This is a genomic window from Bradyrhizobium sp. SOJA106 (assembly GCF_059448745.1).
This window is the reverse complement of sequence record NZ_CM182549.1, coordinates 22,329-34,149: the sequence shown is the minus strand read 5'-3', so window position 1 is coordinate 34,149 and position 11,821 is coordinate 22,329. Positions and strand designations below refer to the sequence as shown.

The following is an 11,821-nucleotide window of genomic DNA, read 5'->3' as shown; positions in this document are numbered from 1 at the left end:
ACGGGGCACTTTCAGCCGTCATTCCGGGGCTCGCGCCAGCGCGAAGGGCGGAATCTCGCGCCAAAACCTCTGGATTCCGCATTTCACGCGCGCCGTGCGGGCCCCAGAATGACGCTGAGCGGCCGAAATCACCCCGCGAGGGCGTCCGCCGCGACCTGCCGGACCAGCTCCGGCAATTGATGCATGTCGGAGAAGGTCAGGTCGGCCCCGGCCCGGCGCAGGGTCTCGGCATGGCCGGCGCCGCAATGACTGCCGCCGCAGAACCCGAACACGGTCATGCCGGCGGCCCGCGCGCCGGCGATGCCGGCCAGGCTGTCCTCGATCACGACGCAGCGCTCGGGCGGCACGCCCATTTCCTTGGCCGCGAACAGGAACAGGTCCGGTGCGGGCTTGCCGTTCGTCACTTGCGAGGACGAAAAGATGTTTGGCGCGAGGCGATCATAGAGCCCTGTCTTCCCTAGGCTCACTTGCATGCGCGGATGCGAACCGCTCGAGGCAACGCAGACACGTTGCGTAAGGACGTCGAGCACGTCGTGGATGCCGCGGATCGCTTCGAGGTCGGCTTCGAAGGCGCGAAACAGCTCGTCCTGCAGATCGCCGTGATAGGCTTCGGGCAATTTACGGCCGAGCTCGGCTTCGATCTCGAGATTAGCCTGTTTTGTCGAGCGGCCGAGGAAGCGTTCGGACACCTTTGCCGACGTGATCGGATAGCCGTGCCGCGTCAGCACATCGGCATGCGCGCGACAGGAGATCGCCTCGCTGTCCACGAGCACGCCGTCGCAATCGAAGATGATGAGATCTATGGGCATTCAGTGTGCGGCGAGGTTGAAATGATCTGGGCGATGCGGGTCCTGCCACCTCTCCCCAACGGGGAGAGGGGAAGAGAGCTCGCCGAAAGATAGGTTCATCAATTCGTCGGCTTGTCGTCGTCGAGCGGGACGCAATAGAGCTCGAGCCGGTGGTCGACCAGGCGGTAGCCGAGCTTGCGGGCGATCTCCGCCTGCAGCTTCTCGATCTCTTCGGAGGTGAACTCGATCACCTTGCCGTCGCGCAGATTGATGAGGTGGTCATGATGGCTGTCGCGCATCGTCTCGTAGCGCGCGCGGCCCTCGCGGAAATCATGGCGTTCGATGATGCCGGCATCCTCGAACAGCTTGACGGTGCGATACACGGTCGAGATCGAGATCTTGTCGTCGACGGCGACACAGCGCCGGTACAATTCCTCGACGTCGGGATGATCGACCGCCTCGGCCAGCACGCGGGCGATGACACGGCGCTGCTCGGTCATGCGCATGCCGGTGGCGGCACAGCGCGCCTCGATGCCGGACGCCTTGGAAGCGGAAGAAGGTTTCAGTGCGGTCATGATGTGTCTGCCTGGCGGGGCGCTGTCTGCCATCGATGTTACGACAAGTCACGTCGCATCAGAAGGGCGTTCAATTGTTCCCCGTTGGCCTGCTTATAGTAGCGTTCGCGGCGCCCCACCACCACGAATCCGGCCCCATCATAGAGCCGCCGCGCCGGTTGGTTATTTTCTTCGACTTCGAGAAATATTGTGCGCACACCGCGCCCGGCAAGGTGGCCGAGATGGGTCATCAGCAGTGTCCGGGAGAGGCCGCGGCCGCGATGGGCCTGGTCGACCGCAATCGAGAGGATCTCTGCCTCGTCCGCGCCGATCCGCGACACCGCAAAGCCGATCGTCTTGCGGCCGAGGCGCAAGCGATGCACCAGCGTGTTGCGCTCGATCAACATGCTTTCGAATTCGCTTTCGCCCCAGCCGCGCGCAAACGACGCGCCATGCAGCTGTGCGAGCCGCGCGGCATCGCGCGCGGAGGCGGGCTCGACGGCGGCGGTGCCGCCGCGCCACCACTCCGAAAGCCATCTCATCATGAGGTTGCGGCTTGTGCGAGCGGCGGCAGCGCAGGTGGCTTTGCGTCGGGCGCCTTCAGATAGAACGGCCGCGCCGGATTTGTCTCGGGAGCGGCCGCCGCGCCAAGCCAGGCGACCCAGTCGATATCCGGCGCGGGTTGCGCGTCCACCGCAACGGGCTGCGCTGCGTCTGTTGGCCAGCGCTCGGCGAGGATGTGTGCGGCATTGCCGACCAGATGCGGGGCGCCGAACTGCGAGGCCGCGATGGCTTCGTCGATGGCAGCAACGCCCGGCCGCACCAGCTGGCTGCCATCACCGGCGACGATCTGGAAATAGACGTGATCATGCCGGGCATCGATCGCGGAGATCACGGGCGCCGCCTCGTTCCGGCTGACGATAGCCGCGGCATAGGCCGACAGCGTGGTCACTCCGACCGTCGGCTTGCCGGCTGCGAGCGCAAGCCCGCGCGCCGCCGAGATGCCGACCCGCAGGCCGGTGAAGCTGCCGGGGCCGGTGGTGACCGCGATGCGGTCGAGCGCGGTGAACGCAAGATCTGCCGATTTCATCACCCGCGCGATCAGCGGCATCAGCGCTTCCGCATGACCGCGCTTCATCGGCAGGGATTCCTGCGCTTGCAGCTCGGCCGTTTCGGTGTCGAGCACGGCCGCAGAGCAAGCGTCGAGCGCAGTATCGATGGCGAGGATCAACATGGAAAAACGAATGGCGTGTGGCGAATAACGATCAGTCTAGCGAAGCAGACGCCTATCCGCCATTCGTCATTCACTATTCGTAGCCCCCGACAGCGCCGCATTTCGTAGGGGGCAAAGCGAAGCGTGCCCACCATCTCTATCGCAGGTACATGGCGGGCACTGCGCAAACGCGCCTTTGCCCACCCTACGGCACCTTTTACATCGGCCGGACTTCGACCACGTCGGGCACGAAGTGCTTCAGCAAGTTCTGAATGCCGTGCTGAAGCGTCGCGGTCGACGACGGACAGCCGGAGCAGGCGCCCTTCATGTTGAGATAGACGATTCCGTCCTTGAAGCCGCGGAAGGTGATGTCGCCTCCGTCATTGGCGACCGCCGGCCGCACGCGGGTCTCGATCAGATCCTTGATCATGTCGACCGTCTCGGCATCGGCCTCGTCGAAGAACTCGTCCTGGTCGTCGAGATCGTTATCGCTGGTCGCGGTGCCGTCGGCGAGCAGCGGCGCGCCGGACATGTAGTGCTCCATGATGGCACCTAAGATCGCGGGCTTGAGCTGCTGCCACTCACCGCTCGCCTTGGTCACGGTGATGAAATCCGATCCGTAGAACACGCCGGTGACGCCGGGCACGTCGAACAGCTTTTCCGCCAGCGGCGAGCGCGCCGCCGATTCGCGACTCGAAAATTCCATCGGACTGCCGTCGACCACGACGCGGCCGGGAATGAACTTCAGCGTGGCGGGATTGGGGGTGGCTTCGGTTTGAATGAACATGGTTTTCTCCAGACGTCGCCGGTTCAAGGCCGGCGCGTGCTCCATCCACTAGCAGATGGCGACGGCGAACGCACGATCAAGGGGCGGCGAGGGTGTTTTGCTGTTATTTCAGGGGGTTAGGGAGTTAAAGCGCCTCCGCGACGTCATGGCCGGGCATAGCCGTCCGAAGGAGGGCGTCGCTTCCGCTCGCCTATGTCCCGGCCATCCACGCCTTGCTTCGTCGCGCCAAGAACGCCTATGCCCGGGACAAGCCCGGGCATGACGAATATTGGGCTGGCTGCAAGCCTACGATAGCGAATCGACGCTTTGGTCGCTGAGCGCGCCCGAGATGATCGTCACCGGCACCGGGAACGTGCCCAGCTCATGCGCGAGCAGTGCGACCAGCGGCCCGGGACCTTCGGCGCCCGGACTGGCGGCGAGCACCAGCATGGCGATATCAGGGTCCTCGTCGATGACAGCGAGCAGCTGTTCCATCGCTGCGCCTTCGCGGATCACCCGCTCCGGCGTGATCGCGGCGATGCCGTTGGCTCTGCCGGCGGCGCGGTCGAGCGCGGCCTCTGCCGCTTCATGCGCCTCGGCGCGCATGATCTCGGCGACCCCCAGCCATTCCTGGCTCTGCTGCTCGGGTTCGATGATGCGCAGCATCACCACGCCGCCGCCGGCGCGGATCGCCCAGCGGCTCGCATAGTAGACCGCGCGATCCCATTCGGCGGTGTCGTCGACGATGACGAGGCATTTGGGCTTGTGACCCGGCTCGAAGCAAAGTCGCTTGCTGGTCATGCATGTCCCGGAATGTGCACGGCTGGCATGCTGCCACACTCCCGCAAAATTGGGGAGGGGAGAAGCGGCCGGCGCCCTGACGCCGGCCGTATGTCGCGGATGCGCTTTAGCGCCGGCGGATGAAGCCGACGATGTCCTTCGACAGGTTCATGGTTTCCTCGGCGATGGCGCGGGCGCGATCGGAACCGTCGTTCAGGATGGTGTCGATATGGCCGGGGTCGGCGACGAGGCGCTTCATCTCGCCAGCGATCGGCGCGAGCTTGGTCACGCATAGCTCAGCCAGCGCGTTCTTGAAGCTGGAGAACTGGCCGCCTCCGAAATCCCTGAGCACGTCGGCCTTGGGGCGGCCGGAGAGCGCGGCGAAGATGCCGACGAGATTGTCCGCCTCGGGGCGCGCTTCCAGGCCCTTCTCCTCGGTCGGAAGCGGCTCGGGATCGGTCTTCGCCTTGCGGATCTTCTGCGCGATGGTGTCCGCATCGTCGGTCAGATTGATGCGCGAATTGTCGGACGCGTCCGACTTCGACATCTTCTTGGTGCCGTCGCGCAAGCTCATCACGCGCGTCGCCGGGCCCGTGATCAAGGGTTCCGGCAGCGGGAAGAACAGGCCGTCATTGGCGCCGTTGTTGCGGATCGACTCGCCGAAGTCATTATTGAACTTCTGCGCGATGTCGCGCGAGAGCTCGAGATGCTGCTTCTGGTCCTCGCCGACCGGAACGTGGGTGGCGCGGTAGAGCAGGATGTCGGCCGCCATCAGCACGGGATAATCGAACAGCCCGACGGAGGCGTTCTCGCGATCCTTGCCGGCCTTCTCCTTGAACTGGGTCATGCGGCCGAGCCAGCCCATGCGAGCGACGCAGTTGAAGATCCAGGCGAGCTCGGCATGGCCCGAGACCTGGCTCTGGTTGAACACGATGTGCTTCTTGGGATCGATGCCGCTGGCGATGAAGGCCGCGGTCACCTCGCGGGTATTGCGCGCGAGCTCGGCCGGGCCGCCCCAGACGTCCACGCCTTGCGTGATCGCGTGCATGTCGACGACGCAATAGATGCAGTTGTGGGTTTCCTGCATCTTCACGAAGTTGACGATCGCGCCGAGGTAATTGCCGAGGTGCAGATTGCCGGTCGGCTGGACGCCCGAAAAGACCCGTTCAACGAATGGCATGGTAAGCCTTCCCATAGGTATTCGGCCGTCGTTTCCAACAGCGGCGCTGCCCCGTCAAGGGTAATTCGCTTGCTTCAGGCGCGCTGGTCCTTCGTGACGGGCCGCTTCAAGGCACTGGCCGCCTCGCGCCAGGAAGCGGCGCCGAGGATTTGCAGCAGCAGCCCGTAGATGGCGATCCCGGCTCCGATTTGCGCGCCCAGCACGATGAAGCGGATCAGGCCGTGCGCTTCGGCGGAGATGAGATCCATGGTCAGCCAGAGCAGGCCGCCCATGGCGACCGCGGCGAGCACGATCCGTGGCAGCCGTTTTCGCGCGGCTGCATCGACCGAGAAGCCGAATTTGCTGTTGCCTTTCCGGAGCAGCGAAAGCGCGCTGCTCCAGGCGCCGGCCGCGATGCTCGCGGCGATCCCGCTCGCGCCGAAGACATGGCCGAGCAGGACGGCGAGAGCGACCGCGACGACAAAGCCTTTGGCCGTGGCCATGAGCGGCGTCATCGTGTCGCTGCGGGCGAAGAAGGCCGGCGACAGCGCCTTGATCAGCACGTGGGCCGGCAGGCCCAGCGCCAGCCACATCAGCGCATGTGCAGTGGCGACGCTGTCCTCGGCGCCGAAGGCGCCATGCTCGAACAGCAGCCGCACGATCGGCTCGGCCAGCACGATCAGGCCGAGCATGGCGGGCAGCGCAAGCCCCGTGGCAAGCTCCAGCGCGCGCGATTCCGCATGCGCAACCGTATCGCGATCGCCGCTCCCGACGGCGCGCGTCAGCTCCGGCACCAGCACGGTGCCCATGGCGACGCCGACGATGCCGAGCGGCAGCTCGATCAGGCGGTTGGCGAAATAGAGCCAGGACACGGCGGAGGGCGTCGCCGAAGCGATAATCGCGCCGGCCACCATCAGCCATTGCGGCCCCGAGCTTGCGATCATGCCGGGGATGGCCCTGGCGAAAAAGCCGCGCATCTCCTTGTCGAAGCTGACGCGCAGCGGCGTCGCAAGCAGTCCGCTTCGCTGCGACAGCAGCATCGCGAGTTGCAGCAGGCCGGCAATGCCGACCGTCGCCGCCAGCATCCACGCCCCGAGCACCGCATCGGCGTGCCAGGCGAGCAGCATCGCGATCACGGCGATCAGCGCGATATTGAACAGCAGCGGCGAGAACGCAGTCAACGCAAACCGCCCCCGGGCGTTCAACAGTCCCATCAGCACCGTGACCGGGCCGGCGAAGGCGAGATAAGGCAGCATCAGCCGCGCGTTCTGAACCGCGAGATCGAGCGTCCCGCTGCTGAGGAATCCCGGCGCGATGATCGTGACGATCAGCGGCATCACCAGCGCAATGACGATCGAGAGCGCGATCAGCGCCACGCTCACCGTGCCGAGCACGCGGCCTGCGAAGGCGGAGGCGGCCGCCTCGCCATCGCTCTCGCGGACGCGCAGCCAGGCCGGGATCAGCGCCGCATTCAGCGCACCCTCACTGAGCAGGCGCCGCACCACATTGACGAGCTGGAAGGCGGCCAGGAACGCGTCCGCCACCGCGCCGGTGCCGAGCAGCGCCGCGATCAGGGAATCGCGGGCAAAGCCCAGCAGCCGCGAGGCCAGTGTTCCCGTCGAGACGGTCAGGAAGGAGCGGATCATGGCCCGTTATAATACCGTTGCTTGCCCGTGCAGGCCCGGTCGTGATAGGCCGCGAGCCGGATTTCAGGCCGACAGGAAGCGGATTTTGCCGGGTATCGCAATCCGCCAAACAGGATCAAGGTGAATGGCTGACGTGAAATATGACGTTCTCGGCATCGGCAACGCGCTGTTCGACGTGCTGGTCAGGACCGACGAGGCTTTTCTGGCCAAGCATGCGATGACCAAGGGCAGCATGTCCCTGATCGACGAGGCGCGGGCGGCCGCGATCTACGCAGACATGGGCCCGGCCACGGAAGTCTCGGGGGGATCTGCCGCCAACACCATCGTCGGCATCGGCAGCCTGGGCGCACGCGCCGCCTATGTCGGCAAGGTCAAGGACGACCAGATCGGCAAGCTCTATGTCCACGACATCCGCGCCGCCGGCGTCGCTTTCAACACGCCCGCCGCGAAGGACGGCCCCGCCACCGGCTGCTCCTACATCCTGGTCACGGATGACGGCGAGCGCACCATGAACACCTATCTCGGCGCCGCGCAGGACCTGTCGCCCGCCGACATCGATCCGGCCGAGATCGCGGCGGCCGGCATCGTCTATCTCGAGGGCTATCTCTGGGACCCCAAGAACGCCAAGGACGCCTTCGTCAAGGCGGCCGGCATCGCCCATGAGGCCAAGCGCAAGGTGGCGCTGACGCTGTCGGATTCGTTCTGCGTCGATCGCTACCGCGACGAGTTTCTGGGATTGATGCGGGGCGGCACCGTCGACATCGTGTTCGCCAACGAGTCCGAGCTGCATTCGCTCTATATGACCTCGGATTTCGACACCGCGCTGAAGCAGCTGCGCAACGACGTCAAGCTCGGCGTCGTCACCCGCAGCGAGAAGGGCTGCGTGGTGGTGACGCCGACTGACGCGGTCGCAGCTCCCGCTTCGCCGATCAAGCAATTGGTGGATACCACCGGCGCCGGCGATCTGTTCGCGGCCGGCTTCCTGTACGGCCTCGCGCGCGATCTGTCGCACAAGCAGTGCGGCGAGCTCGGCGCGCTTGCGGCCGCCGAAGTGATCCAGCACATCGGCGCCCGCCCGCAGGTGTCCTTGAAGCAGCTCGCCCAGCAGCGTGGGCTGACGGTTTAGGCCCTCGCTCTCTCCCCGTCATTGCGAGGAGGGCAGCGACGAAGCAATCCAGTCTGTCTCCGCGGAAAGACGCTGGATTGCTTCGCTGCGCTCGCAATGACGACGTTGATGCAGGCGCGCGTCAAGCACTCAGCCGTCATGCCCGGGCTTGTCCCGGGCATCCACGTTCTTCGTACCACTCGGTGAGGCGTGGATGGCCGGGACAAGCCCCCGGCCATGACGCGGGGACAGAGACGCGCAACTACGCCGCTTTCTTCCCGCTGCCCGCATCGAGCCCGGCATACACGCCGCGCTCGAAGGCCGCGAACGCCTCGAGGCACTTTCCGTCCGCGAACGGCAAGAGCTGCATCAGGATCACGCCGGTGACGTCGCGCGCGGGGTCGATCCAGTAATAGGTGTTGGCGAGGCCCGCCCAGGCGAGGCTGCCCGCGCTGCGGCCCTCAGCGGTCCTGACCGTGTTGATCATGAAGCTGAGGCCCCATTTCTTCACCTGCTCGGGATAGAGATCGACGTCGTTGGTGTACATCGGGGCCGCCGTGGTCAGCTTGCCCATGGCGAGATCGCCGATGTGGTTCTGCCCCATCGTTGCGACCGTCTCGGGCTTCAGCACCTGGTTGCCGTTGCCGTGGCCCTTGTTGAGGATCATCTGGGTGAATTTGATGTAGTCGGCGGCAGTCGAATAGAGCCCGCCGCCGCCCATGTGGAATTCCGGGGTCTGCTCGAGCTCGAACGGGATCGAGGCGAGCTGGCCGTCCGCGCCGCGGGCATGCATGCCGACGAGGCGCTTGCGCATGTCGTCGGTGATCTTGAAGCCGGTGTCGCTCATGCCGAGCGGTGCGAACATGTTGTCGCGCAGGTAAGCGTCGAGCCGCTTGCCGCTGACGGCTTCCACCGCCTTGCCGACGAAATCGATGTTGGTGCCGTATTCCCAGCGCGTGCCGGGATCGGTCATGACGGGCGTCTTCAGTGCGGCGTTCTGGCAGGTGATGATCCCGGGCGTTCCGGTCTTCTCCATGTAGCGCGCGAACTCGCCGTTCCACATGTCGTAGCAGAAGCCGGCGGTGTGGGTCATGAGCTGGCGCAGCGTGATCGGCCCCTTCGCCGGCCGCAGCTTCGGCTCGCCCGCGGCGTCGAAGCCTTCGAGCACCTGCGGCTTGGCGAGGTCGGGCAGCACGTCGCCGATCGGCGCGTCGAGCGAGAGCTTGCCTTGCTCGACCAACTGCATCGCGCCCGCCGATGTCACCGCCTTCGTCATCGAGGCGATCCAGAACACGCTGTCCTCGGTCATCGCATCGGGCTTCGACAAATCGCGCTTGCCGAACGCGCCGTGATACAGCAGGTCGCTGCCGCTCGCGGCGATGGCGACGACGCCGGGGATTTCCTTGGCGTCGCTCTTCTGGCGCAGGATCTCGTCGATCTCAGCTTGGCTTCGCATACGCGTTTCCTCCGGTTTGATTATTGTTGGAAGTGATCGATTGTCCTCCCGGAGGTCGCGTGCGGCAAGTATCTCAACTTGCGCGCCGGTCGCGATGTCGTGACTTGACGGTGCGCTGTCGCCGCAGGACGACAAGACGCGCTGAACTGCAATTTGCGGTGGACGGCCGCAACTCACCATGACCTTGGATGGGCCTAGGCGATATGTTTTCAATGTTTGAAGCACTTGAAACATTTTGTGCGTTGCGGCGTTCAGCACATGGCCCGATCAGCGCCTGACGTTAGAACTTGATGCAATTTGCGGCCGTCCATGACCGCGAGGGGGACCTCAAATGATTTCGACTTGGAGCGAATGGAAGCGCTATCCCCGTCCCGGACGAGGGGACAATCTGGAGGCGCCGATCTCGCCCGGCATTTACGAGGTCCGGATCGCCGGCACCGGCGCACTCTACTCGTTCGGCGCGGTCGACAATCTCGCGCAGTCGCTGGCGCTGCTGCCGGTCGGCTCGAAATCCTGGTTTGGCCGCCGCGATACCTCCGACGTTCCCGATCTCGAATACCGGACTTGCGCGACCTCCTCGAAGGCCGATGCCAAGGCGGCCGCCGAGCGCATGATTGGCCGGCGCGAGACCTATATGAGCGGCGCGGCGTAACCACCGACGACCGCGTTGAGCTGTTGCCGAGCTCACGATGCCTACCGCTCCCTTAGGGAGAGGTGAGGTAAACGCTGCTCCCAGCTTAGCTCCCATCAGATGTGCGTTGCCGGGCGGTGCATTGCGCACCGCCTGCCCCTATATTCGGGACCAAATCGATGTCCGAGGAGCAACGCCATGACCCCGACCGCCGCCGCACGCGCCACGCAAGCCACCACCCTGCGCGACCGGTTGAAGGATCCCTCGCTGCTGAAGGAGGCCTGCTACATCGATGGCGCCTGGGTCGGCACGCCCGTCTTCGCCGTCAACAATCCGGCAACCGGTGTCGAGATCGCGAAGGTCCCGCAGCTTGGTGCGGACGAGACCACCAAGGCCGTCGAAGCCGCCGAGCGTGCGTTCCCGGCGTGGGCCAAGCACACCGCAAAGCAGCGCTCCAACATTTTGCGCAAATGGTTCGAGCTGATCATCGCCAACCGCGAGGACCTCGCGCTGATCCTCACCTCAGAGCAGGGCAAGCCGCTGTCGGAAGCGCTCGGCGAGGTCGACATCGGCGCCGCCTATATCGAGTTCTTCGCCGAAGAGGCCCGCCGCGTCTATGGCGAGACCATCCCGACGCAGCGGCCCGATGCGCGGCTGCTCGCCATCAAGCAGCCGATCGGCGTCTGCGGCGCGATCACGCCGTGGAATTTCCCAAACTCCATGATCACGCGAAAAGTGTCGCCGGCGCTGGCCGCGGGCTGCACCGTGGTGCTTAAGCCCGCCAACGAGACCCCGCTGTCGGCGCTGGCGCTGGCCGTGCTCGCGGAAAAGGCCGGTATCCCAAAGGGCGTGCTCAACATCATCACCGGCGATGCGCCGCCGATCGGCAAGGTGTTGTGCGAGCATCCGGCGGTGCGCTTCGTCGGCTTCACCGGCTCGACCGCGGTCGGCAAGATCCTCTATCAGCAGGCCTCCGTCGGCGTGAAGCGGCTCGGCCTTGAGCTCGGCGGCAATGCGCCGTTCATCGTGTTCGACGACGCCGACATCGATGCGGCGGTCGAAGGCGCCATCGTCTCGAAATACCGCAACATGGGCCAGACCTGCGTCTGCGCCAATCGCATCTACGCCCAGGACAAGATCTACGACGAGTTCGTGCAAAAGCTCTCGAAGAAGGTCGCGGCGATGAAGATCGGCGACGGCACCGAAAGCGGCGTCACCCAGGGGCCCCTGATCAACATGAAGGCCGTCGACAAGGTCGAGCGCCACATCGCCGATGCGGTGAAGCGCGGCGCCAAAATCGTCACCGGCGGAAAGCGCAGCGAGCTCGGCCGCTCGTTCTTCGAGCCGACGGTGCTCGCCGACGTCAAGCCGGACTCGCTGGTCTCGCAGGAAGAGACCTTCGGCCCGCTCGCGCCGGTGATCCGCTTCAAGGACGAGGCCGACGTGATCGCGATGTGCAACGCCTCGCCGTTCGGTCTTGCCTCCTACTTCTACTCCCGCGATCTCGGCCGTGTCTGGCGCGTCGCCGAAGCGCTGGAATCAGGCATGGTCGGCGTCAACACCGGCCTGATCACGACGGAAGTCGCTCCCTTCGGCGGCGTCAAGGAGAGCGGCCTTGGCCGCGAAGGCTCGCGCCACGGCATGGAAGAATATGTCGAGATCAAATACGTGATGATGGCGGGGGTCTAAGGCCCTCGCTTTCGAGCGCCTGTCGTGCTCGGAG

At 65.3% G+C, this 11,821-nt stretch carries 12 protein-coding genes; 3 read left to right on the top strand and 9 right to left on the bottom strand.

Annotation, left to right across the window (positions count from 1 at the left end):
- Positions 1–128 precede the first annotated feature (128 nt).
- The 8 genes from AC5V87_RS00145 to murJ form a co-directional block, all read right to left on the bottom strand.
- On the bottom strand, positions 129–809 hold the full coding sequence (locus AC5V87_RS00145) for an HAD family hydrolase (RefSeq protein ID WP_456841612.1): 681 nt from the start codon (positions 807–809) through the stop codon (positions 129–131).
- A gap of 98 nt (positions 810–907) precedes the next feature.
- Positions 908–1,363 carry a Fur family transcriptional regulator gene (locus tag AC5V87_RS00140; protein ID WP_456841611.1) on the bottom strand — a complete coding sequence of 152 codons (456 nt, stop codon included), beginning with the start codon at positions 1,361–1,363 and terminating at the stop codon, positions 908–910.
- A 38-nt stretch (positions 1,364–1,401) separates the two neighbouring features.
- On the bottom strand, positions 1,402–1,887 hold the full coding sequence (rimI, locus tag AC5V87_RS00135) for a ribosomal protein S18-alanine N-acetyltransferase (protein ID WP_495369645.1): 486 nt from the start codon (positions 1,885–1,887) through the stop codon (positions 1,402–1,404).
- Positions 1,884–2,576: a tRNA (adenosine(37)-N6)-threonylcarbamoyltransferase complex dimerization subunit type 1 TsaB gene (gene tsaB / locus AC5V87_RS00130; protein ID WP_456841610.1), complete on the bottom strand. Its 693-nt coding sequence runs from the start codon at positions 2,574–2,576 to the stop codon at positions 1,884–1,886. The genes rimI and tsaB overlap by 4 nt, the downstream gene beginning before the upstream one ends.
- Before the next feature lie 196 nt (positions 2,577–2,772).
- A complete protein-coding gene (locus AC5V87_RS00125) occupies positions 2,773–3,342 on the bottom strand; it encodes a NifU family protein (protein WP_456841609.1) in 570 nt (189 codons plus the stop codon).
- Between the two features lie 285 nt (positions 3,343–3,627).
- Positions 3,628–4,122 (bottom strand): universal stress protein, encoded by a 495-nt coding sequence (locus tag AC5V87_RS00120; RefSeq protein WP_456841608.1) that lies wholly within the window; start codon positions 4,120–4,122, stop codon positions 3,628–3,630.
- A gap of 106 nt (positions 4,123–4,228) precedes the next feature.
- Complete coding sequence (gene trpS, locus AC5V87_RS00115; RefSeq protein WP_456841607.1) at positions 4,229–5,281, bottom strand: tryptophan--tRNA ligase; 1,053 nt, start codon at positions 5,279–5,281, stop codon at positions 4,229–4,231.
- A 74-nt stretch (positions 5,282–5,355) separates the two neighbouring features.
- On the bottom strand, positions 5,356–6,906 hold the full coding sequence (gene murJ, locus AC5V87_RS00110; protein WP_495369644.1) for a murein biosynthesis integral membrane protein MurJ: 1,551 nt from the start codon (positions 6,904–6,906) through the stop codon (positions 5,356–5,358).
- Between the two features lie 124 nt (positions 6,907–7,030).
- Between murJ and AC5V87_RS00105 the strand changes: the two genes are divergently transcribed.
- Positions 7,031–8,032 (top strand): adenosine kinase, encoded by a 1,002-nt coding sequence (locus AC5V87_RS00105; protein WP_456841606.1) that lies wholly within the window; start codon positions 7,031–7,033, stop codon positions 8,030–8,032.
- A gap of 241 nt (positions 8,033–8,273) precedes the next feature.
- On the opposite strand, the gene AC5V87_RS00100 is transcribed toward AC5V87_RS00105, so the two are convergent.
- The gene (locus tag AC5V87_RS00100; RefSeq protein WP_495369643.1) at positions 8,274–9,467 is read right to left on the bottom strand and encodes a serine hydrolase domain-containing protein; all 1,194 of its coding nucleotides are present in this window, start codon (positions 9,465–9,467) and stop codon (positions 8,274–8,276) included.
- Positions 9,468–9,798: 331 nt separating this feature from the next.
- Between AC5V87_RS00100 and AC5V87_RS00095 the strand changes: the two genes are divergently transcribed.
- A complete protein-coding gene (locus tag AC5V87_RS00095) occupies positions 9,799–10,119 on the top strand; it encodes a hypothetical protein (RefSeq protein ID WP_194478636.1) in 321 nt (106 codons plus the stop codon).
- 177 nt (positions 10,120–10,296) lie between these two features.
- On the top strand, positions 10,297–11,787 hold the full coding sequence (locus tag AC5V87_RS00090; RefSeq protein WP_495369642.1) for an NAD-dependent succinate-semialdehyde dehydrogenase: 1,491 nt from the start codon (positions 10,297–10,299) through the stop codon (positions 11,785–11,787).
- The last annotated feature ends 34 nt before the right edge of the window (positions 11,788–11,821 follow it).